At 64.5% G+C, this 21,527-nt stretch carries 19 protein-coding genes; 7 read left to right on the plus strand and 12 right to left on the minus strand.

The features are described from left to right. Positions 1-50 precede the first annotated feature (50 nt). Together rpoH and ASE11_RS09220 are read left to right on the plus strand one after the other, a co-directional pair. Positions 51-998, plus strand: a complete 948-nt coding sequence (gene rpoH, locus ASE11_RS09215; RefSeq protein WP_056269508.1) for an RNA polymerase sigma factor RpoH — start codon at positions 51-53, stop codon at positions 996-998. A 163-nt stretch (positions 999-1,161) separates the two neighbouring features. Continuing rightward, positions 1,162-2,901, plus strand: coding sequence for a 7TM diverse intracellular signaling domain-containing protein (locus tag ASE11_RS09220; RefSeq protein ID WP_162258038.1), 1,740 nt, complete (start codon positions 1,162-1,164; stop codon positions 2,899-2,901). Positions 2,902-3,077: 176 nt separating this feature from the next. Here ASE11_RS09220 and lysS read toward each other — a convergent pair whose 3' ends face one another. The 9 genes from lysS to ASE11_RS09265 form a co-directional block, all read right to left on the minus strand. Continuing rightward, entirely contained in the window at positions 3,078-4,631 is a 1,554-nt protein-coding gene (gene lysS, locus ASE11_RS09225; protein WP_056269513.1) for a lysine--tRNA ligase, read from the minus strand. Between the two features lie 189 nt (positions 4,632-4,820). Continuing rightward, the gene (locus ASE11_RS09230; RefSeq protein WP_056269516.1) at positions 4,821-5,537 is read right to left on the minus strand and encodes an ABC transporter ATP-binding protein; all 717 of its coding nucleotides are present in this window, start codon (positions 5,535-5,537) and stop codon (positions 4,821-4,823) included. A 15-nt stretch (positions 5,538-5,552) separates the two neighbouring features. Continuing rightward, complete coding sequence (locus tag ASE11_RS09235; RefSeq protein WP_056269520.1) at positions 5,553-6,323, minus strand: ABC transporter ATP-binding protein; 771 nt, start codon at positions 6,321-6,323, stop codon at positions 5,553-5,555. A gap of 13 nt (positions 6,324-6,336) precedes the next feature. Continuing rightward, positions 6,337-7,422, minus strand: a complete 1,086-nt coding sequence (locus ASE11_RS09240) for a branched-chain amino acid ABC transporter permease (RefSeq protein WP_056269522.1) — start codon at positions 7,420-7,422, stop codon at positions 6,337-6,339. 17 nt (positions 7,423-7,439) lie between these two features. After that, on the minus strand, positions 7,440-8,369 hold the full coding sequence (locus ASE11_RS09245) for a branched-chain amino acid ABC transporter permease (RefSeq protein ID WP_056269525.1): 930 nt from the start codon (positions 8,367-8,369) through the stop codon (positions 7,440-7,442). Between the two features lie 232 nt (positions 8,370-8,601). After that, positions 8,602-9,894 (minus strand): replication-associated recombination protein A, encoded by a 1,293-nt coding sequence (locus tag ASE11_RS09250; protein WP_056269528.1) that lies wholly within the window; start codon positions 9,892-9,894, stop codon positions 8,602-8,604. Between the two features lie 5 nt (positions 9,895-9,899). Beyond that, the gene (gene lolA / locus ASE11_RS09255) at positions 9,900-10,535 is read right to left on the minus strand and encodes an outer membrane lipoprotein chaperone LolA (protein WP_056270621.1); all 636 of its coding nucleotides are present in this window, start codon (positions 10,533-10,535) and stop codon (positions 9,900-9,902) included. A 44-nt stretch (positions 10,536-10,579) separates the two neighbouring features. Further along, entirely contained in the window at positions 10,580-12,928 is a 2,349-nt protein-coding gene (locus ASE11_RS09260) for a DNA translocase FtsK (protein ID WP_056269531.1), read from the minus strand. Between the two features lie 80 nt (positions 12,929-13,008). Beyond that, the gene (locus tag ASE11_RS09265; RefSeq protein ID WP_056269533.1) at positions 13,009-13,683 is read right to left on the minus strand and encodes a Crp/Fnr family transcriptional regulator; all 675 of its coding nucleotides are present in this window, start codon (positions 13,681-13,683) and stop codon (positions 13,009-13,011) included. A 152-nt stretch (positions 13,684-13,835) separates the two neighbouring features. On the opposite strand from ASE11_RS09265, the gene trxB reads away from it, so the two are divergent. The 3 genes from trxB (at position 13,836) to rpmG (ending at position 15,390) form a co-directional block, all read left to right on the plus strand. Further along, on the plus strand, positions 13,836-14,783 hold the full coding sequence (gene trxB / locus ASE11_RS09270; protein ID WP_056269538.1) for a thioredoxin-disulfide reductase: 948 nt from the start codon (positions 13,836-13,838) through the stop codon (positions 14,781-14,783). A 190-nt stretch (positions 14,784-14,973) separates the two neighbouring features. Continuing rightward, positions 14,974-15,207, plus strand: coding sequence for a 50S ribosomal protein L28 (gene rpmB, locus ASE11_RS09275; RefSeq protein ID WP_056269541.1), 234 nt, complete (start codon positions 14,974-14,976; stop codon positions 15,205-15,207). Between the two features lie 12 nt (positions 15,208-15,219). Continuing rightward, positions 15,220-15,390: a 50S ribosomal protein L33 gene (gene rpmG / locus ASE11_RS09280; RefSeq protein ID WP_056269543.1), complete on the plus strand. Its 171-nt coding sequence runs from the start codon at positions 15,220-15,222 to the stop codon at positions 15,388-15,390. 166 nt (positions 15,391-15,556) lie between these two features. On the opposite strand, the gene ASE11_RS09285 is transcribed toward rpmG, so the two are convergent. Both ASE11_RS09285 and ASE11_RS09290 read right to left on the minus strand, forming a co-directional pair. Further along, positions 15,557-16,783 (minus strand): acyl-CoA desaturase, encoded by a 1,227-nt coding sequence (locus ASE11_RS09285; protein WP_056269546.1) that lies wholly within the window; start codon positions 16,781-16,783, stop codon positions 15,557-15,559. 166 nt (positions 16,784-16,949) lie between these two features. Next, on the minus strand, positions 16,950-18,218 hold the full coding sequence (locus ASE11_RS09290) for an RsmB/NOP family class I SAM-dependent RNA methyltransferase (RefSeq protein ID WP_056269549.1): 1,269 nt from the start codon (positions 18,216-18,218) through the stop codon (positions 16,950-16,952). A gap of 69 nt (positions 18,219-18,287) precedes the next feature. Between ASE11_RS09290 and ASE11_RS09295 the strand changes: the two genes are divergently transcribed. Next, complete coding sequence (locus ASE11_RS09295; protein ID WP_056269552.1) at positions 18,288-19,907, plus strand: peptide chain release factor 3; 1,620 nt, start codon at positions 18,288-18,290, stop codon at positions 19,905-19,907. Positions 19,908-19,958: 51 nt separating this feature from the next. On the opposite strand, the gene purN is transcribed toward ASE11_RS09295, so the two are convergent. Continuing rightward, complete coding sequence (gene purN, locus ASE11_RS09300) at positions 19,959-20,549, minus strand: phosphoribosylglycinamide formyltransferase (protein WP_056269554.1); 591 nt, start codon at positions 20,547-20,549, stop codon at positions 19,959-19,961. Between the two features lie 14 nt (positions 20,550-20,563). On the opposite strand from purN, the gene ASE11_RS09305 reads away from it, so the two are divergent. Next, positions 20,564-21,295 (plus strand): YceH family protein, encoded by a 732-nt coding sequence (locus ASE11_RS09305; RefSeq protein WP_056269557.1) that lies wholly within the window; start codon positions 20,564-20,566, stop codon positions 21,293-21,295. Positions 21,296-21,527 lie beyond the last annotated feature (232 nt).

The raw sequence follows: 21,527 nt of genomic DNA on the forward strand, positions 1-21,527 counted from the left end.
CGATCACAGAGAGTGCTAATATTCTTGGAACAGTCCTGAGGAGGTTCTGCATGTCCCACTCGCTTGCCCCCGTTTCCGCCGTTTCCAGTGGCCAGATCGCTGTTGCGAACCCATGGGCGCTGGTGCCGCCCCTGGGCAACCTGGATGCTTATATTTCCGCGGTCAACCGCCTGCCGCTGCTCACGCTGGACGAAGAGCAGAAGGCCGCGCGCCGCCTGCGCGACGACAACGACCTGGAGGCCGCCGGCCAGCTGGTGATGTCGCACCTGCGCCTGGTGGTGTCGATCGCCCGCCAGTACCTGGGTTATGGCTTGCCACACGGCGACCTGATTCAGGAGGGCAATGTCGGCCTGATGAAGGCGGTGAAGCGCTTTGACCCCGACCAGGGCGTGCGTCTGGTGAGCTACGCCATGCACTGGATCAAGGCCGAGATCCATGAATACGTGTTGAAGAACTGCCGCATGGTCAAGCTGGCCACGACCAAGGCCCAGCGCAAGTTGTTCTTCAACCTGCGCTCGCGCAAGCAGGGCTTTCGCTCCGATGCGCTGGACGGCGACACCCACCGCGAGGTGCTGAGCGACCATGAAGTGGGCGTGATGGCCAGAGAACTCAACGTGAAGCCGGAAGAAGTGCGCGAAATGGAAACGCGGCTCTCGGGTGGCGACGTGGTGCTGGATCCGAGCCCGGGTGATGACGGCGAAGACGCCTTCGGCCCCATTGCCTACCTGGCTGACGCCACCCACGAACCGACCGCGGTGCTGGAATCGGCGGAGCGCGACGCGCTGGCCACCGAAGGCGTGGCCTTGGCCATGAGCGAACTCGACGACCGCTCGCGCCGCATCGTGAGCGAGCGCTGGCTCAAGGTGAACGACGACGGCTCCGGCGGCATGACGCTGCACGAGCTGGCTGCCGAATACGGCGTGAGCGCCGAGCGCGTGCGCCAGATCGAAGTGGCGGCCATGAAGAAAATGCGCAAGGCGCTGGCCGCCTACGCTTGAGCGCGGACGCCACCGTCTGCGCACACCCCGGCTGCCCTGGCACCCGGGGTTTTTTTTGCCCACCATGCACCGGCGTGGTGCCTTGGCGGAAATCCGGCTGTGGGTCTGCCAAGACACAATGGAGGCCTTTTGGCTTTCGCGCGTCTGGCGCACCGACCCGCTTGTGACCCCATTCCTCCGTCTGTGCGCCCTCCTGGGCTTGGCGCTGCTCGCACTCAACACGGCCTGGGCCCAGTCCATGCTGCCGCCTCGCACCTTGATGCTGGACGGTAGCCAGAACACCCTGCCTCTGGCCGGTCGCAGCACATTCTGGGTGGATGGCAGTGGCGCGCTGACGCCCCAACAACTGGAAGCTCGGTACCGCGACCTGCCCTTTGGCGTGCGGGCACCGGGCAGCCGGGTGCAACTGGCCCCGGGAGCGGTGCTGTGGGTGCGTTTTGACGCCGAGGTCAAAGACAACAGCGCGCATTGGGAGCTGGAGCTCACCCACTCCGGCACCGACCGGGTGAGCCTGTTCCACCGCCAGGCTGACGGCAGTTGGCATGCGCAACACGCCGGCGATCACATTGCCGTGCGCGACTGGGCCTATCCCGATCGCTATCCGGTGTTTGCGCTGGATCCCCGGGTCGATCAGGCCGTCACGTACTGGGTGCGCATCGAACACGCCCGCGTGCCGTTCTCGGGCGAGCTGCTGGTCCACAACCACAACACCCTGCGTGAACTGCGCATCCACCAGCAGTTCTTGCTGGGTGCGTATTTCGGCATGGCAGCGCTGCTGATCGCCACCGCCATCGCCAACGCTCTGGTGTTCCGTGACACCAGCTTCGCGGCCTACGCCATTTACGTCACCGTGCTGGGCCTGGCGCTGGCCGCGTCGCTGGGGGTCGGTGGCCAGTTCCTGTGGCCCACCTGGCCACGCTGGAACAGCCTGGCCGAGTTCGTGTTGCTGCCGCTCACGGCCGTCTCGGGCCTGCTGTTTGTGCGACATGTGGTGCAGCCACGGCGCATCGGCCGCAGGCTGGACCGGCTGGCCTTGAGCCTGGCGGGCGTGTTCATGGTCCTGACCGCCTGGGACGTGGTGCGCCCCACCACCACCAGTCTGCAGGCCGTGACCGCCGCTGGTGCACTCACCATGGTGCTGGTGTACGCGATGCTGTGGGCGGCCTGGCGCACCGGAGACCGCTGGGTGCGCTGGATCGCGCTGGGCGTTCTGCCTGTGCTCATCGCCGGCACCTTGCCCGTGCTACGCAACTTCGGCCTGTTGTCCTCGGGCGTCCTCTCGCAGTACGGGATGGTGATGGCTGCGGCCATCGAAGCACCGTTGCTCATCTATGGCCTGCTGCAACGATCGTCCATGCAGCACGAGGCACAGACCCGCGCCCGCGCGCTGGCGCTGACCGAGCCGCTCACGGGCCTGACCAACCGGCACAACTTCATGCTGCGCCTGCACGAGAGCCTGGTGCGCGCCCAGCGCTACCAGCACCGCAGTGCCCTGCTGCTGATCGATCTGGACAACCATGGCTGGTTTGCCGAGACGCACGGGCGTGAAGTGGCCGACAGGGCGCTGGTGCTCACGGGTTCGTTGTTGAGATCGGTGGCGCGCGACGTGGACACTGCCGGCCGGGTCAACGACAGCACACTGGCCTTGCTGATGGAGGGCCCGGTTCGTGAAGCCCAGGTGGTGGCCGCGGCCACCAGCATCGTGGCAGGTGGCCTGCGCCCCTCGAACCAATTGCCGGTGGGTACCACCTTGAAGTTCAAGGTGGTCTTGGCGCTGCTGCCCGACGCGGCCAGCGGCTCCGATCTGGAGAGCAACGCACAAGCCCATCTGGACTGGCTGCGCAGCGGGCTGGACACCCTGCGTCAGGAGAACCGCAGGACCATCCTGAAGCTCAACTTCTAGCAAGGCCCAAACGATTCGCCGCCGGGCCGCCCCAAGGCGAATCAGCCCCCTTTGGGGGGCAGCGAACCTCGCGCAGCGGGGGAGCGTGGGGGCTCGGTTTCACCGCCGGGCCGCCCCAAGGCGAATCAGCCCCCTTGGGGGGCAGCGAACCTCGCGCAGCGGGGAAGCGTGGGGGCTCAGTTCTCCCTGCGCAGCGCAGGGAACAAGATCACGTCGCGGATGCTGGCGCTGTCGGTCAGCAGCATCATCAGGCGGTCGATGCCGATGCCGCAGCCACCGGCCGGCGGCATGCCGTATTCGAGCGCGCGAATGTAGTCGGCGTCGAAATGCATGGCCTCGTCGTCACCACCCTCCTTGGCCGACACCTGCGCCTGGAAACGCGCGGCCTGATCTTCGGCATCGTTGAGCTCCGAGAACGCGTTGCCGAATTCGCGGCCGGTGATGTAGAGCTCGAAGCGCTCGGTCACCTCGGGCTTCAAATCGTTGGCGCGCGCCAGCGGCGAGATCTCGGTCGGGTGGTCCATGATGAAGGTCGGGTTCCAGAGCTTGTCCTCGACCTTCTCTTCGAAGTACATCACCTGCAGGCTGGCCAGGCTGCGCGTAGAGAGCTGGTGCTTGGCTTCGCTCAGGCCGAGCTTCTTCAACTGATTCAGCAGCCATTCCACGCTGTCCACGTTGTCGCCCGCCTCGGTGTGCTTGAGGATGGCCTCGCGGATGGTGAGCCGCTCGAATGGCGAGGTCACGTCCACCGGCTGACCCTGGTAGGTCAACGGCACATCGCCGCGCACCTCTTGCACCACGTGGCGGATGAGCTCTTCGGTGAAGCTCATCAGGTCCTGGTAGTTCCAGTACGCCGCGTAGAACTCCATCATGGTGAACTCGGGGTTGTGCCGCACGCTGATGCCTTCGTTGCGGAAGTTGCGGTTGATCTCGAACACGCGGTCGAAGCCACCCACCAGCAAACGCTTCAAGTACAGCTCGGGCGCGATGCGCAGGAACATTTCCTGATCGAGCGCGTTGTGGTGCGTCTTGAACGGCTTGGCATTGGCACCACCCGGGATCGGGTGCAGCATCGGCGTCTCGACCTCCAGGAAGCCATGGCTGACCATGAAGCCGCGCAGGCTGGAAATGCCACGGCTGCGGTTGACGAAACGCTGGCGCGCACTCTCGTCGGTCATCAGGTCCACATAGCGCTGGCGGTACTTGATCTCCTGGTCGTGGATGCCGTGGAACTTGTCGGGCAGCGGGCGCAGACTCTTGGTGATCAGGCGGATGCTGTCGGCGTGGATGGTGAGTTCACCGGTGCGGGTGCGAAACAGCACGCCTTCGGCCGCCACGATGTCGCCCAAGTCCCAGTGTTTGAAGGCGTTGTGCAGGGCCTCGCCCACGCTCTCGTTGTTCAGGTAGATCTGGATGCGCCCGCCGCTGGGGCCAAACGAGGCGTCTTGCAGTGTGGCAAAGCTGGCCTTGCCCATCACGCGCTTGAGCATCATGCGCCCGGCAACACAGGCGCGCACCGGGGTGGCTTCAAGCGCTTCCTTGGTGGTCTCGCCGTGCACCGCGAACAGCTCGGCGGCCTTATCGGAAGGTTTGAAGTCGTTCGGGAAGGCCACGCCCTCGCCCCGCTGCTGCGCTTCGCGCATCGCCTTGAGCTTCTCGCGGCGCTCCGCGATCAGCTGGTTGTCGTCGTGCGCTGGGGCGCTTGTGTCGGGGGTGTGGACTTGGGTCATGAATGAAAAATGGGTTGGGCACCGAAGTGCGCAACCCACGATTGTAGGATTTGAAGCACCCCCCGCCGCGCTGACGCGCGAACCCCCTCAAGGGGGGCGCACTCTACGGCCCGGCAAAGCCGGTTCCGTGAGTGCTCTGGAACAGGCACTTCGCCCCGGAAATGTTCTTGTCGGCAGAATGGTGGCGAGTTATTCGCCGAGGTAAGCGGCACGCACCTTTGGATCATCCAGCATGTCGCGGCCCTTGCCCGTCATGATGATTTCGCCCGAGTCCATCACGTAACCGCGGTCGGCAATCTGCAGCGCGCGGCGGGCGTTCTGTTCCACCAGCAGGATGGTCACGCCCTGTTTGGACACGTCTCGCACCACCTCGAAGATCTTGTCGACCATGATGGGCGACAGGCCCATGGAGGGCTCGTCGAGCAGCAGCACCTTGGGCTGGCTCATGAGCGCGCGCGCCATGGCCAGCATCTGCTGTTCACCCCCACTCATGGTGCCGGCGAGCTGGTCCTTGCGCTCACGCAGGCGCGGGAAGATACCGAACATCTTCTCGATGTCCTGCGCGATGCCGGCCTTGTCGCTGCGGATGTAGGCGCCCATTTGCAGGTTTTCGGTGATGGTCATGCGGGTGAACACGCCACGGCCTTCCGGCACCATGGCCAAGCCCTGTTTCACCAGGTCCCAGGCGCCCTTGCCCTTGATGCTCTGGCCCATGTATTCGATGTCGCCGGCTTCAAAGGCCAGCGAGCCGGTGACGGCCTTCATCGTGGTGGTCTTGCCCGCGCCGTTGGAGCCGATCAGCGAGATCAGCTCGCCTTCGTTCACTTCGAGATCGATGCCCTTGACCGCCTTGATGCCGCCGTAGGCGACCTTCAGGCCGCTGATTTTGAGGAGTGTGTTTGCCATGGGGTCATTCCTTGATCAGTGGCCGCCAGTGCCGAGGTAGGCCTCGATCACCTTGGGGTCGCGCTGCACATCGGCGGGCGTGCCAGACGACAGCTGTTTGCCGTAGTCGAGCACGGTCACGCGGTCGCACAGGCCCATGACCAGTTTCACGTCGTGCTCGATCAGCAGGATGGTGCGGTCGTCCTTGCGGATGCGGTCGATCAGCTCGCGCAACTGGATCTTTTCGGTCGCGTTCATGCCGGCGGCGGGCTCGTCCAGCGCGATGAGCTGCGGGTCGGTGGCCAGGGCACGTGCGATTTCCAACCGGCGCTGGTCGCCGTAGCTCAGCGTGCGCGACTTGTAGTCGGCGAATTTCTCGATGCCCACGTAGGCCAGCAATTCGCGCGCACGCGCCGTTATCTCAGCCTCTTCGCGCTTGAAACCGGGCGTGCGGAACACGGCTCCGATCAGGCCCGAATGGGTACGCACATGGCGCCCGACCATCACGTTTTCCAGCGCCGTCATTTCGGCGAAGAGGCGGATGTTCTGGAAGGTGCGGGCGATGCCGGCCTTGGCCACCTCGTGCACCGCGCTGGGTGTGTACGGTTTGCCCGCCAGCTCGAAGGAGCCGCTGTCGGGCGAATACAGGCCGGTCAGCACGTTGAAGAAAGTCGTCTTGCCGGCGCCGTTGGGGCCGATCAGGCCATAGACCTGGCCGCGTTTGATTTCAATGCCCACATCGCTCAGGGCCTGCAGGCCACCGAAGCGCTTGGAGACGTTCGCCACTTTGAGAATCGTGTCAGTCATCTGGATTCTCCGCTCACTTGGACAAGGACTTGCCATGCTCGGGCGAGGGCCACAAGCCTTTGGGTCGAATCAGCATGACGACCACCATCGCCAGTGCGATCAGCAACTGGCGCAGGATCTCGGGGGCCAGACGGCCGTCGGTCATGGCCGTGAGTGGGTGCGCCACATGGCGCAGCAGCTCGGGCAGACCTGCCAGCAGCAAAGCGCCCAGTACCACGCCCGGGATGTGCCCGATGCCGCCGAGCACGACCATGGCCACCACCATCACCGACTCCATGAGCGAGAACGACTCGGGCGAGACGAAGCGCTGGAACGAGGCGAACAACACACCGGAGACGCCGCCGAACGAAGCGCCCATGCCGAAGGCCAGCAACTTGAGGTTGCGGGTGTTCAGGCCCATGGCCTTGGCAGCGATCTCGTCTTCGCGAATGGCCATCCAGGCGCGGCCGATGCGCGAGTCCTGCAGGCGGTACGAAATGATGATGGCCAGCACGACGAAGAAAAGGAACAGGTAGTAATAGAGCGTGACCGGCTGGAAGGTGTAGTCGCCAATGGTCAGGCGCTTGCCGAGATCAAGGCCGAAGACCGAGATGGTGTCGATCTGGCTGATGCCCTTGGGTCCGTTGGTGATGTTTACCGGGCGGTCCATGTTGAGCAGAAAGATGCGGATGATCTCGCCGAAGCCCAGCGTGATGATGGCCAGGTAGTCGCCGCGCAGCTTGAGTGTGGGCGCGCCCAGGATCATGCCGACCACGCCCGCGACCGCCGCCGCGATGATCATCACCAGCCAGATGCTGTAGTGAAGCCCGTTGGGGAACATCGCCTTGATGGCCGGGAAGGTATCGGCGAGGTGGGGCGAGCCCAGCAGCGCAAAGACATAGGCGCCCACCGCGAAGAAGGCGATGTAGCCCAGATCCAGCAGGCCGGCGTAGCCCACCACGATGTTCAGGCCCAGCGCCAGCAGCACATACATGAGCGCAATGTCGACAATGCGCACCCAGGAGTTGCTGCCGGTGGACTGCAGGATGATGGGCAGCAGCAGCAGGGCCGCACCCGCGATCAGGAAGACGATCAGCTTGCCGGTTTTGGTGTTCATCATGTGAGTTCTCCTACCGGTCAGGCACGGTCCGCCACACGTTCACCCAGCAGGCCCGAGGGGCGCAGCGTGAGCACGATGGCCAGCACGATGAAGGCAAAGATGTCGGTGTACTGGCTGCCCAGCACGCCGCCGGTGAGCTTGCCGAGGTAACCGGCGCCCAGGGATTCGATCAGGCCCAGGGCAATGCCCCCGACCACCGCACCAGCGAGGTTGCCGATGCCGCCCATGACCGCGGCCACGAAGGCCTTGAGACCGGGCATGAAGCCCATGGCGTGTTGCACGGTGCCGTAGTTGGACGCCCACATGATGCCGGCGATCGCGGCCAGCATGGCGCCGATGATGAAGGTGGCGGAGATGACCACGTCGGGCTTGATGCCCATGAGCGCGGCCACGCGCGGGTTCTCGGCCGTGGCACGCATGGCGCGACCCAGATTGGTGCGGTTGACCAGCCACATCAGGAAGGCCAGCGTGATGGCCGTGGTGGCCAGGATGGTGATCTGCGTGATCGAGATCACCGCGCCCGCGAACTCCACCGGCTCGGTGGGCAGCATGTTCGGATAGGACTTGGGATTGGGCTTCCAGATGATCATGGCGAAGGTCTGCAAGAGCAGCGACATGCCGATGGCGGTGATCAGGGGAGCGAGTCGGTTCGAGTTGCGCAGCGGCCGGTAGGCCAGCTTCTCGATCGTGAAGTTCAGCGTGGCGCAGACCACCATCGCAATCACCGTGGCCAGCAGCAGCACCAGCCAGCCCGGCAGATCGGGTGAGGCCTCCCGCATCCAGCCGATCAAGGTCCAGCTGGTCAGCGCCCCCACCATCAGCACGTCGCCGTGTGCAAAGTTGATCAAACCGATGATGCCGTAGACCATGGTGTATCCCAGGGCCACCAGCGCATACATACTGCCCAGCACCAGACCGTTGATGATCTGCTGTAGCAAAACTTCCATGAAAGATTCTCCGTGTGTGTGACAGGCCGCAAGGTGCTTGTGGCGGCGGCCTGTTTCAACCTAGCAAAAAACCCGCCAGACATGACCTTGAGACAGGACAGACTGCGGGTTGGTGGACGGATTGTAATGACGCGCTTTTGGAGGCCGAATGCGTGTATGCCCTTAGCGCACAAGGGTTTACCCGGTATTTTGGTGGGGCACCCTCGCTTGCATCAGCGCGAATGGGAACGCATTAGTTATTTTGATTGTTGCGACTCTTGAGCTCGCGCAGCTTATCGGCGATGCGCAATTCCAGACCACGGTCCACCGGCCGGTAGAAACCGGGCTCGGCCATGCCCTCGGGCAGATAGCTTTCGCCTGCGGCAAAACCACCCTCTTCATCGTGCGCGTACCGGTAGCCCTTGCCGTAGTCGAGCTCCTTCATGAGCTTGGTGGGCGCGTTGCGCAGGTGCATCGGCACTGCGCGCGTGCCGTCTTTCTTCACGAAAGCCTTGGCCGCGTTGAAGGCCTTGTAGACCGCGTTCGACTTGGGCGCCACGGCCAGATAGATCACGCACTCGGCCAGTGCCAGTTCGCCCTCGGGGCTGCCCAGTCGCTCGTACACCTCGGCAGCATCCAGCGCCAGGCGCAAGGCACGCGGGTCGGCCAGACCGATGTCTTCACTGGCCATGCGGATGAAGCGCCGCGCCATGTAGCGCGGGTCGGCGCCGCCGTCGAGCATGCGCACGAACCAGTACAGCGCCGCGTCCGGGTCGGAGCCGCGCACGCTTTTGTGCAACGCGCTGATGGTGTCGTAGAACTGCTCCCCGCCCTTGTCGTAACGGCGCATGCGCTCGCCCAGCACCTTGAGCAGCCAGGCATCGGTGATCTCGCTGAGCTTTTCGCGCCCGGCGGCCACGGCCAGCGTCTCCAGCGTGTTGAGCAGGCGACGGGCGTCACCATCGGCATAGGCAATCAGCCGGTCGATCGCCGCGGGTTCAATGGCGGGCACCGCGTCAATGCCCTGCGCCTTGGTGACGATCAGCTTCAGGTCGTCTTCCGACAGCGGCTGCAGCACATACACCGCTGCGCGCGATAGCAAGGCCGAATTGACCTCGAACGACGGGTTTTCAGTGGTGGCCCCGATGAACGTGAACAGACCACTTTCCACATGCGGCAAAAAGGCGTCCTGCTGGCTCTTGTTGAAGCGGTGCACTTCGTCCACGAACAGGATGGTGCGCTGGGCGGTCAAACCGCTGCGCGCGGCCTCGGCGCGCTCCACTGCATCGCGGATGTCCTTCACCCCGCCGAGCACCGCGCTGATGGTGAGGAACTGAGCGTCGAAGGCATCGGCCATGAGCCGCGCAATCGTGGTCTTGCCCACACCGGGCGGACCCCAGAGGATGCAACTGTGCGGTTGACCCGATTCAAAGGCCAAACGCAGCGCCATGCCCTCGCCCAGCATGTGCTGCTGGCCGATGACTTCGCCCAAGGTGCGTGGGCGAAGTCGCTCGGCCAGGGGCGCGTGGGGGCTGGGGGCGGCCACGGAGTTCAGGGCCGCATGACAGACGCGCCGGCCGGTGGCTGGAACTTGAAGTCGGTCGCTTTCAAGGGCGCGTTGGCCTGCCAGTCGTTGAAGGTGAGCACCGACCGCTGGCCGAGGCTGTCCTCGATGTCGAGCACCGACAACTGGCCTTGCCTGAATCCCACGCGCACCATCTGCAACTGCCCGTTGCGGTCCTTCGGTTTTGCTTCCAACCACTCCAGGCCGTCTTTGGCCGCCGCGGGCTTGAGGTCAAACGCGTCCGACAGGCCTTTGAGGTCGGTGCCCGCCGCAATCAAGGCCGCTGGCGTGCTGCCCAGAACTTCCTTCTGGCCACGCGCAGTGACCTGGTTCAGGTCCACGTCGTGGAGCCAGAGCGTCTGGCCATCGGCCACGATGGTCTGTTCGAATGGCTTGGTGTATTCGAACCGGAAACGGTTGGGGCGCAAGAACTCGAACGTGCCGGTCGAGGTCTTGCTGCGTGCAACGGTCTCGGTGGAGCGTTTGGGCGAAGTCACCACCTGGGTGAAGCTGGACTTGCCGCTGCCCACCTCACGCAGAAATTTCTCCAGGTCCTGAAGGCCATCGGCCCAAGCGCCCAGGGCAACTAGGCTCAGGGCGGTGGCGATCGTCAATTTTTTCATCATGGGGGTCTGATCCGGTTGGGCCGGCTGGGTTCAAGCCGGCGTCATTCTCCGCGTGCCGGCACCAGGATGTCCCGCTGCCCGCTCGATGTGAGGGCGCTCACCAGACCAGCGTTCTCCATGTCTTCAAGCAAGCGGGCGGCGCGGTTGTAGCCGATCTTGAGCTTGCGCTGCACATAGGAAATGCTGGCCTTGCGGTCCTTGATGACGATTTCCACCGCCTGGTCGTAGAGAGCATCTTTTTCACCGCTGCCCTCACCGCCGCCTTCGCCGAACAGATCACCACCCTCGCCATCGGTCACGCCGCCTTCCAGCACGCCGTCGATGTAGTTGGGCTCGCCACCCTGTTCCTTGAGGTAGGCCACCACGCGGTGCACTTCGTCATCGCTCACAAACGCACCATGCACCCGGATCGGGAATCCCGTACCCGACGGCATGTAAAGCATGTCACCCATGCCCAGCAGACTCTCCGCACCCATCTGGTCGAGGATGGTGCGGCTGTCGATCTTGCTGCTCACCTGGAACGACAGGCGCGTCGGGATGTTGGCCTTGATCAGGCCGGTGATCACGTCCACGCTGGGGCGCTGCGTGGCAAGAATCAAATGGATGCCGGCCGCGCGTGCCTTCTGCGCCAGGCGGGCAATGAGCTCCTCGATCTTCTTGCCCACCACCATCATCAGGTCGGCGAGTTCGTCGATCACCACCACGATGTAGGGCAGGCGTTCCAGTGGCTCAGGTTGCTCGGGCGTGAGGCTGAACGGGTTCCCGATGAACTCACCGCGCGCCGCAGCCTCGTCGATCTTCACGTTGTAGCCCGCGAGATTGCGCACGCCCAGCTTGCTCATGAGCTTGTAGCGCTTCTCCATCTCGGCCACGCACCAGTTCAGGCCGTTGGCCGCATGCTTCATGTCGGTCACCACGGGCGCCAGCAGGTGCGGAATGCCTTCGTAGACGCTCATCTCCAGCATCTTGGGATCGATCAGCAGCAGGCGCACATCGCGCGCGTCGGCCTTGTAGAGCAGCGACAGAATCATCGCGTTGATGCCGACCGACTTGCCCGAACCGGTGGTGCCGGCCACCAGGCAGTGCGGCATCTTGGCCAGGTCGGCCACGATGGGCTGGCCGCCTATGTCCTTGCCCAGGCCCATGGTCAACATCGACTTGGCATCGTTGTAGACCTGCGAACCCAGGATCTCGCTGAGCTTGATGGTCTGGCGCTTGGCGTTGGGCAACTCCAGCGCCATCAGGTTCTTGCCGGGGATGGTCTCGATCACGCGAATGGAGACCAGCGAGAGCGAACGCGCCAGATCGCGCCCGAGGTTGACGATCTGCGAACCCTTCACGCCGGTGGCGGGCTCGATTTCGTAACGCGTGATCACCGGACCCGGCGCTGCGGCGACCACGCGCACGTCGACGCCAAAATCCTTGAGCTTCTTCTCGATCAGGCGGCTGGTCATCTCCAGCGTCTGGCTGTCCACGCCCGCCTGGTGCACCGGCGCGCTGTCGAGCAGGTCCACCTGCGGCAGCTTGCTGTCGGGCAGTTCGGTGAACAGCGGCTTCTGGCGTTCCTTGGCCACGCGCTCGCTCTTGGGCACGTCGACCAGCGTGGGCTCGATCACCACCGGCGTGGGGTGGTGCTCTTCGATCTCCACCCGCTCGACCTTCACCACCTCTTCGCGTTCGCGCGCCGCCTTCTCGCCGATGCGCTGGTCTTCCACCGCTTCGCGTTTCTCGCGGCGGGCCTCAAACCAGCCGTCCAGCGTGTGCCCGACCTCTTCCGCCCAGTGGCCCCAGGAAAAGCGGAACACACGAGGCAGGCAGACCAGCAACAGCGCCAGCATGGCCAGCGCCGAGCCGGTGAAACCGAGCCAGCGCACGGAGAACGCGCCGAGGCCATGGCCGAGCACACCGCCCGCATGGCCCGGCAACAATGCTTCAAGACGGTACAGGCGGCTCCATTCCAGCACCGTGCTGGCGGCCATCAGGGTGACGAGCGCCAGCCAGAACAGGGTGCGGCGCGCCCAGGGGCGGTGCCAGATGCGCGGATCCGGTCCATCACCATCTTCGTCCCGCGTGCCGCGAATCCAGCCGGCCAGGGCGGACAACCAAGCCCTCACACCGACCAGGAAACACCACCAGACCGAGAAGCCGAACAGGTAGTAGCTCCAGTCAGCCAACAGCGCGCCCAGCCGGCCACCCCAGTTGCCCACCTCGGTCGCGGTGCCGGTGGTGCTCCAGGCCGGGTCGGCCAGCGAGTGGCTCAGCAAGGCCAGCAGCCAGAAGGCCAGCGCGGCCGCACCCAGCACCAAACCGATTTCCTGGGCAAAACGGGAAACGCCGACCTGCGGTTGGTCCGCACGGTCGGCGTTGAGGGTGTTCAGTGAGTAGGTCATGGGCTGTTCAAATGTCCAGCAGCTAGCTTACCCCAAGCCCATGCCCGGCAGCCCTGGCCGCACGGAGGCGGCCGCCGGGCTTAGCCGAGGGAATTCAGCCGTTCCTTGATCACGGTGCTGCCATCCTCGGCCATCTCGATGAAGCCCCGGTCTTCGAGGTCTTTCATCACGCGGCTGACCATCTCGCGCGAGGCTCCGATCATCTTGGCCACGTCCTGACGCGACACCCGGTCCTTGATCGTGAGCTGGCCGTCCTTGTCGGGTTGGGCAAATTCAAGCAGCGCGCGAGCCACCCGGCCATAAACGTCCATCAGCGCGAGCGATTCGATCTTGCGGTCGGCGTGGCGCAAGCGCTGCACCAGGCCCTTCATGACCGCGTAGGCCATGGAGCTGTTCTCGGGAAGGCAGCGGGCGAATTCGGCACGACCCAGAATCAGCACATCGGTCTGCACCTCGGCCTTCACCGTGGCCGAATGCGGCTGGTTGTCGATCAGGCTCATCTCACCCACGTAGTCGCCCGGATTCATGGTGGCCAGGATCACCTCCCGCCCACGCGTGTCGGTGGTGACCACGCGAGCCCGTCCCGTCAACACGATGGCGAGGCAATTGGACTTCTTCCCCTGCTCGACGATGCACTCTCCGCGTTTGAAGCGCCGCTTGATCACGGAATCGGCCACCGATTCGGCTTGGGCCTGGGTCAGGGTGGAAAACAAGGGAACCCGGCGGATCAGATCGAGATTGGACAGGAGAGACATGCGTGTATTCCTTGTTCTGGGAAGCGCTTGCAGCGCCGTTTCATACAATGACCTGAAGTCAAGGCCCCTGCACCGCAGGCTTCTGACCTGACGCACCAATATAACCGCCGACTCTAAACCACTTGCCCCTGAATGCGATGGGGACATGCACCATGAAACACGCCAAAGTACTGATCCTCGGCTCCGGGCCGGCCGGTTACACCGCCGCCGTCTACGCCGCTCGCGCCAACCTCAACCCGGTACTCATCACCGGCATCGCACAAGGCGGCCAGCTCATGACCACCATCGATGTGGACAACTGGCCGGCAGACGCTGAGGGCGTGCAGGGACCGGACCTCATGCAGCGCTTTCAGGCGCATGCCGAGCGATTCAAGACCGAAATGATCTTCGACCACATCAACGCGGTCGACTTCAGCAAGCGCCCGTTCGTGCTCAAGGGCGACAGCGGCGAATACAGCTGCGATGCACTCATCATCGCCACGGGCGCCTCGGCCAAATACCTCGGACTGCCCTCCGAAGAAGCCTTCATGGGCAAGGGCGTGTCGGGCTGCGCCACCTGCGATGGTTTCTTCTATCGGGGGGAGGAAGTCAGCGTGGTCGGCGGCGGCAACACCGCCGTGGAAGAAGCGCTATACCTGTCGAACATCGCCAGCAAGGTCACGCTCGTGCACCGCCGCGACACCTTCAAGGCCGAAGCCATTCTGATCGACAAGCTGATGGACAAAGTGGCCGCCGGCAAGATCGAGCTCAAGCTGCACAGCACGCTCGACGAAGTGCTGGGCGACAAGTCCGGCGTGACCGGCGTGCGCCTCAAGAACGTGAAAACCGGTGCCACCGAAGACCTCACGCTGAAGGGTTGTTTCATCGCCATCGGCCACCAACCCAACACCGACATCTTCAAGGGCCAGCTCGACATGAAGGACGGTTACATCACCACCCGTTCGGGCCTGCAGGGCATGGCCACCATGACCAGCGTGCCGGGCGTGTTTGCCGCTGGCGACGTGCAGGACCACGTGTACCGCCAGGCCATCACCAGCGCCGGCACGGGCTGCATGGCTGCGCTGGACGCCCAGCGCTTCCTGGAGCAGGACGCTTCCTGAAGACACGCACGCCCCGCGAGATCGCCGATTGGCTATAATCGCGGGCTTTGCTGAGATTGACCGGTTCGTCCGGGACCAAAGCAGATTCGGGTTACCGCCACCCTTTCCTGGCGAGGTGAGGCTGCGGGGGCCAGACACGGAATGTCTTCCAGTCGTGGTCAGCAGCTGTTTGAATGATCGGAGTGTCCTCATGGCACGCGTCTGCGACGTCACGGGCAAGAAGCCCATGGTCGGGAACAATGTTTCCCACGCCAACAACAAAACCAAGCGCCGGTTCCTGCCGAACCTGCAATACCGCCGTTTCTGGGTCGAGAGCGAAAACCGCTGGGTGCGTCTGCGCGTCTCCGGTGCAGCCCTTCGCCTGATCGACAAAAACGGCATTGACGCCGTGCTCGCCGACCTGCGCGCACGCGGTCAAGCTTAAGGAGAACCGAACATGGCAACCAAAGGCGCACGCGAAAAGATCAAGCTGGAATCCACCGCTGGAACCGGCCATTTCTACACCACCACCAAAAACAAGAAGACCACGCCCGAGAAGATGCTGATCAAGAAATTTGATCCCAAAGCTCGCAAGCATGTGGACTACAAAGAAATCAAGCTCAAGTAATCGAGCGATTTCCAACAAAAAGCCCGCTGTGAAAACAGCGGGCTTTTTTGTGGTCGTTCGCCAAGGTCATCGCGGAACCGGCTTTTGTCATCGCGGAACCGGCTTTTCCGGGCCGCAGACGACGCCCCCTTGAGGAGGTGACCGCCGCAGGCGCGGCGGGCCTATCTCAGGCGTGGGCTGAGCGAAGGCGGATGGAGAAATCGCGCAAGGCAGAGATGCCGCTTTCTTCAGCCCGGCGGCACCAGGCCTGCAGGTCGGTGGCCAGTTGCTCGCGGGTGGCGGTGGTGCTCGACCACAGGGCGCGCAGCTCTTCACGCATGGTGACCATCTTGTCGAGCACCGGGTGCTCGGCACGGACTTGGGCCAGCTGAGGCCTGACGTTGGCCGGCACCTTGTCGTCGTCGCGGTGCAGCCATTGGCGGGCGGATTGCAACACGGTCGCGTCACCGCGGCGGCGTTGCAGCGCCTCAAGCTCACGCTTGCAGGCCGCGCGCATTTCGCGAGCGTAGCCGGCCATCACCTCGTAACGGTTGGCGATGATCGCCTCCAGGGTCTTCTCGTCCGCCACGGGCTTCACATCGCCAAACGCCATCTTGGGCGGCACCTTCTTGACTGACGCCAGGCCCACCGAACTCAGCATGGTGATGTACATCCAGCCGATGTCGAACTCGTAAGGCTTGACCGACAGTTTCGCCGACGTGGGGTAGGTGTGGTGGTTGTTGTGCAGCTCTTCGCCGCCAATGAGGATGCCCCATGGCGACACATTGGTGCTGGCGTCTGTCGCTTCGAAATTGCGGTAGCCCCACCAGTGGCCGATGCCGTTGATGATGCCGGCTGCCGTGATCGGGATCCAGATCATCTGGATGGCCCAGACGGTCACGCCCAGCACGCCGAACAGCGCCACGTTCAAAATGAGCATGAGACTCACACCCAGGCGCGAGCGGCCGGTGTAGACCACGCGCTCGATCCAGTCGTTGGGGGTGTTGTGGCCATAGCGGTCCAGGGTTTCCTGGTTCTTGGCCTCGGCGCGATACAACTCGCTGCCTTCAAAGAACACTTTCTTGATGCCGAACACCACCGGGCTGTGCGGGTCACCTTCGTGTTCGCACTTGGCGTGGTGCTTGCGATGGATGGCGGTCCATTCCTTGGTGACCATGCCGGTGGTCATCCAGAGCCAGAAGCGGAAGAAGTGCGATGCGACCGGGTGGAGGTCCAGCGAGCGATGGGCTTGGTGGCGGTGAAGGTAGATGGTGACGCTGGCAATGGTGATGTGGGTGAACACCAGGGCCACGATCATGGTTTGCCACCAGGTCGCACCGGTCAGGCCATGTGCGAGGAACTGAATGAGGCCGTCCCAGATGGACGAGAAGATGCCGAAGTCGGAAGAAGACATTGATTTCCCAATAGACCGCCCATGGGGGCAGATGGATACCGAGTGGGCTCCAGGGCACCCGGAGCAGTAACGCCCACGATTTTAAGGGCGGGGGTGGCAATCACCAACCCATATCCAGCCCCGAATGTGGAAACTACAGCTTCAGATCAGGTGAATTGGCCGCTTTTCAAGGCTTTTTCCGCCAAACGGCAGCAAAGAAGCCATCCGTTGCATGCCGATGCGGCCACAGCCGCAACCAACGCCCTTCGTCACCCTGGCACAGGGATGCCGCGTTCTGGACTTGAGCGGCGTCCAGCAATCCCGCTGCGGGCACCGCCTCGAATTCGGCATGGGCCGCCTCGAACGCCGCGCAGACCTCCTCGTTTTCCTGCCTCAGCAAGCTGCAGGTGGCGTACACCAGGCGCCCGCCGGGTTTGAGCAGGCGCGCCGCGCTGTTGAGGATGGCGAGTTGCAGTTCGGCCTGGGCCGCCACAGTCTGGGGGTTCTGACGCCATTTCAGGTCGGGGCTGCGGCGCAGCGTGCCCAGACCTGAACACGGCGCATCGACCAGCACCCGGTCGATCTTGCCGGCCAGGCGTTTGATGCGATCGTCGCGCTCGTGGGCAATCGCCACCGGGTGCACGTTGGACAAGCCACTGCGTGCCAGGCGCGGCTTGAGCGCGTCGAGGCGGTGGCCGGAGGTATCGAAAGCGTAAAGCCGGCCGCTGTTGCGCATGGCGGCACCGATGGCAAGCGTCTTGCCGCCGGCACCGGCGCAGAAGTCCACCACCATTTCGCCGCGCTTGGCATCCAGCAACAGGGCAAGCAACTGGGAGCCTTCGTCCTGCACCTCGACCTCGCCCTCGGTGAACGCGGGCAACTTGGCCAGTGACGGCTTGCCTTGGAGGCGAATACCCAGGGGTGAATACGGCGTGGCAACGCCTGTCAGACCGGCCTTTTGCAGCGAGGCCAGCACCGCTTCGCGCTTGGCCTTGAGCAGGTTCACGCGCAGGTCCAGCGGCGCGGGCTGGTTGAAGCTGTCCACCAAGGCATCGAATTCATCGCCCACCTGCTCGCGCAGGGCGGTGGCCAGCCACTCGGGCAGGTTGTGGCGGTGCTGCGCCATCAGGTCAGCGTCGGTCACGGCATCGCAATGGTCGAGCCAGGTCTTCTCGGGTTCGGTCAGTGCGCTCTTGATGAAATCGCGGTCGCCAGGAAAGGCCAGGATCGCCAGCCGGCGCCACTTGGAGCCGCTGCCCGAGCGCGCGAGCCATTCCAGCTTGAGGCGTTGGCGCAGGATGGCGTAGACGGTGTCGGACAGGGTGGCGCGTTCGCGGGATCCGAGCGAACGATTCTCGCGAAAGTGGCGGGCGACGACAGCATCGGTGGGGTGTTCGAACTTGAAGACTTGTTCGATCAGGCTGGCGCATTCGTCCAGGAGGGCTTTGGGGTGCATAGCCAGTATTGTCTCCCCCCTGCGCCGCTGACGCGGCTCCCGCCCATGGGAGCACGATAATCGTCGGTTATGTCCGAACTTTCCCAACAGGTGCGCCGCCGCCGCACCTTCGCCATCATTTCCCACCCCGACGCGGGCAAAACCACGCTCACCGAGAAGCTGCTGCTGTTTTCCGGCGCGATCAACATCGCCGGCAGCGTGAAGGCGCGCAAGGCCGCGCGCCACGCCACCAGCGACTGGATGGAGATCGAGAAGCAGCGTGGCATCTCGGTCGCCTCGTCGGTGATGCAGATGGAATACCGCGACTGCGTGATCAACCTGCTGGACACTCCGGGCCACCAGGACTTCTCGGAAGACACCTACCGCGTGCTCACCGCCGTCGACGCCGCGCTGATGGTGATCGACGCCGGCAACGGCGTGGAGCCGCAGACGCGCCGCCTGCTACAGGTCTGCCGCGCGCGCAACACACCCATCCTGACCTTCGTGAACAAGATGGACCGCGAGGTGCAGGCGCCGCTGGACCTGATGGACGAGATCGAGCGCGAGCTCGGCATGACGGTGGTGCCCTTCACTTGGCCGGTGGGCATGGGCAAGACCTTCCGCGGCGTGTTCGACCGCCGCACCGACCAGATGCGCGTGTTTGCTGCCGGCGAAGACCGCCGCGGTGGCGACGAGGACGTGCTGATCGGCCTGAACAACCCCGAGAGCGTGCGTCGCTTCGGCTCCGAATTCGAGCAGGCACGCGACGAACTCGAACTCGTCGCAGGCGCCTCACCGGCGTTTGACGAAGCGCAATTCCTGGCGGGCAAGCAGACGCCGATGCTGTTCGGCTCGGCGGTGAACAACTTCGGCGTACGCGAGGTGCTCGACGCGCTGGTAGACTTGGCACCGCCGCCCGGCGACCGGCCCGCGATCCAGCGCACCGTTCACCCCGACGAACCGAAGTTCAGCGGCGTGGTCTTCAAGATCCAGGCCAACATGGACCCGGCGCACCGCGACCGCATCGCCTTCGTGCGCGTGGCCAGCGGCCATTTCGAACGTGGCATGAAGCTCAAGGTGGTGCGCTCGGGCAAAGACCTGCGCCCCAACACCGTGGTGAGCTTCCTCTCACAACGCCGCGAGTTGCTCGACGAGGCCTTTGCCGGCGACATCATCGGCATCCCCAACCACGGCGTGCTGCAACTGGGCGACACGCTCACCGAGGGTGAGAGCCTGCAGTTCACCGGCCTGCCCTTCTTCGCACCGGAAATCATCCGCAGCGTGGAAGTGGCCGACCCGCTACGCAGCAAACAACTGCGCGCCGGCCTGACCCAGCTCGGCGAAGAGGGTGCGATCCAGGTGTTCCGCCCGGTAGCGGGCTCGGTGCTGCTGCTCGGCGCGGTCGGCCAGTTGCAGTTCGAGGTAGTCGCGCACCGCCTCGAGCACGAGTACGGCGTGAAGGCCCGCATCATGAACAGCCCTTACCAGGTGGCGCGCTGGGTGACCTGCGCACCCGAGGACGGCGGCGAGATCGAGCTCAAGAAGTTCATCGACGCCAACAGCCACCGCGTGGCGCTCGACGCGGTGGACGCACCCACGCTGCTGGTCGACCACGCGGCCACGCTGCGCGCGGTGGAAGCCAACTGGCCCAAGATCAAGTTCCACGCAATGCGGGAGCATGCGGGGCTCGTCTTTCACAAAGGGGTTTGAGCGCGGGCCCTCACCCCTGCCCTCTCCCAGAGGGAGAGGGTGAATGACACATCACACCGAGAGCAATCTCTCCACCGCCCGGGGATAGATGAGGTGTTCCTGGGTCAGCACCCGCGCCGACAGCGTCTCGGCCGTGTCGCCCGGCAGCACCGGCACCACCGCCTGCTCCAGGATTTCGCCGTGGTCCAGTTCGGACGTCACGCGGTGCACGCTGGCGCCCGCGACACGGCAGCCCATCTCGATCGCGCGTTGGTGCGTCTTCAGCCCAGGAAAGGCGGGCAGCAGGCTGGGGTGGATGTTCACGAGACGCCCCTCGTAGTGCTGCACGAAACCCGGTGTCAGGATGCGCATGAAGCCCGCCAGCACCACCAGCGCCGGACCGTGGCGGTCGATCTCGGCCATCAGGGCGGCGTCGAACGCCTCGCGGCTGTCGTAGGCAGTGTGGTCCAGCGCGGCTGCCGCAATACCCTGCTCCTTCGCCCAGACCAGCCCCTGTGCCGCGGCCTTGTTGCTGATCACGGCCGCCACGCGCGCGCCAAAACGGGCCTGCCAGCGCTGCGTCCGGGCGGTCTCCACGATGGCGGCCATGTTGGAGCCGCTCCCGGAGATCAGAATCACGATGTTTTTGTTCACGCCAGACATGGCCGGGAAGTGTAATGACCTCAGACCTGCAAACCCCTTCAGCCGGCCGCCCGCGCGGCCACGATTTTCAACAGCGCCCGCTCTCGCCCGCCGAGGCGCGCGTGCTGGGCACCCTCATGGAGAAGGCACGCACCGTGCCCGACAGTTACCCGCTCACACTCAACGCGCTGGTGACCGGCTGCAATCAGAAGTCCAGCCGCGAGCCGGTGATGAACCTGGCCGACGCCGCGGTGCTGGAGGCGCTGGACGCCCTGCGCAGCCTGCACATGGTGCTGGAGGGCAGCGGCAGCCGCGTCACGCGCTACGAGCACAACTTCGCGCGCGCCGCGGCTGTGCCCGAACAGTCCGCCGTGCTGCTGGGCATGCTGGTGCTGCGCGGCCCGCAGACCGCCGGTGAGCTGCGGCTGAACACCGAGCGCTGGTACAAATTTCTCGACATCGCGTCGGTCGACGGTTTCCTGGAGGAGATGCAGGAACGCAGCGCCGACAAGGGCGGCCCGCTGGTGGTGAAGTTGCCGCGTGCGCCGGGCGCCCGCGAACAGCGCTGGGCGCACCTGCTCTGCGGCCCCGTGGACACCACCGCCCTCGCCGCCGCCCCCGCGGCGCAGGGCAGCGCGGCCACCGAGGACGAGTTGATCCACCTCACCCGCCGCCTGGCCACGCTGGAAAACACCGTGGCCGCGCTGCAGGACCAACTGCAGAACCTGAACGAACAGCTCGGCTTGTCGCAGCCCGGACAGCCATAAAACGAACGGTCGTGCGAAACTGACCGGCTTGAAGGTGCGAATGAATCCGGCATGGCCGAGCAGCCTGCCCATCTGCGGCCAATCAAGGCGCAAAGCACAGCCGTAGCCGGGCTACGGCGCGCATTTGCAACGCCGAGTGGGCGCGTATGGGCGGGATGAGCGGCCATGGCGGGTTCGTTAGCACCTTCATTGTTCAATTTGCCGGCACACACCCTGTGGCGGCCACCAGGAG

Source organism: Hydrogenophaga sp. Root209, assembly GCF_001428625.1.
Lineage (GTDB): Bacteria > Pseudomonadota > Gammaproteobacteria > Burkholderiales > Burkholderiaceae_C > Hydrogenophaga.

What these genes read in the sequence shown, in the direction of transcription:
- rpoH (WP_056269508.1), top strand. Translation starts at nt 51, where the DNA reads ATGTCCCACTCGCTTGCCCCCGTTTCCGCCGTTTCCAGTGGCCAGATC.
- lysS (WP_056269513.1), bottom strand. Translation starts at nt 4,631, where the DNA reads ATGACCCAAGTCCACACCCCCGACACAAGCGCCCCAGCGCACGACGAC.
- ASE11_RS09230 (WP_056269516.1), bottom strand. Translation starts at nt 5,537, where the DNA reads ATGGCAAACACACTCCTCAAAATCAGCGGCCTGAAGGTCGCCTACGGC.
- ASE11_RS09235 (WP_056269520.1), bottom strand. Translation starts at nt 6,323, where the DNA reads ATGACTGACACGATTCTCAAAGTGGCGAACGTCTCCAAGCGCTTCGGT.
- ASE11_RS09240 (WP_056269522.1), bottom strand. Translation starts at nt 7,422, where the DNA reads ATGATGAACACCAAAACCGGCAAGCTGATCGTCTTCCTGATCGCGGGT.
- ASE11_RS09245 (WP_056269525.1), bottom strand. Translation starts at nt 8,369, where the DNA reads ATGGAAGTTTTGCTACAGCAGATCATCAACGGTCTGGTGCTGGGCAGT.
- lolA (WP_056270621.1), bottom strand. Translation starts at nt 10,535, where the DNA reads ATGAAAAAATTGACGATCGCCACCGCCCTGAGCCTAGTTGCCCTGGGC.
- ASE11_RS09260 (WP_056269531.1), bottom strand. Translation starts at nt 12,928, where the DNA reads ATGACCTACTCACTGAACACCCTCAACGCCGACCGTGCGGACCAACCG.
- ASE11_RS09265 (WP_056269533.1), bottom strand. Translation starts at nt 13,683, where the DNA reads ATGTCTCTCCTGTCCAATCTCGATCTGATCCGCCGGGTTCCCTTGTTT.
- trxB (WP_056269538.1), top strand. Translation starts at nt 13,836, where the DNA reads ATGAAACACGCCAAAGTACTGATCCTCGGCTCCGGGCCGGCCGGTTAC.
- rpmB (WP_056269541.1), top strand. Translation starts at nt 14,974, where the DNA reads ATGGCACGCGTCTGCGACGTCACGGGCAAGAAGCCCATGGTCGGGAAC.
- rpmG (WP_056269543.1), top strand. Translation starts at nt 15,220, where the DNA reads ATGGCAACCAAAGGCGCACGCGAAAAGATCAAGCTGGAATCCACCGCT.
- ASE11_RS09285 (WP_056269546.1), bottom strand. Translation starts at nt 16,783, where the DNA reads ATGTCTTCTTCCGACTTCGGCATCTTCTCGTCCATCTGGGACGGCCTC.
- ASE11_RS09290 (WP_056269549.1), bottom strand. Translation starts at nt 18,218, where the DNA reads ATGCACCCCAAAGCCCTCCTGGACGAATGCGCCAGCCTGATCGAACAA.
- ASE11_RS09295 (WP_056269552.1), top strand. Translation starts at nt 18,288, where the DNA reads ATGTCCGAACTTTCCCAACAGGTGCGCCGCCGCCGCACCTTCGCCATC.
- purN (WP_056269554.1), bottom strand. Translation starts at nt 20,549, where the DNA reads ATGTCTGGCGTGAACAAAAACATCGTGATTCTGATCTCCGGGAGCGGC.
- ASE11_RS09305 (WP_056269557.1), top strand. Translation starts at nt 20,564, where the DNA reads ATGACCTCAGACCTGCAAACCCCTTCAGCCGGCCGCCCGCGCGGCCAC.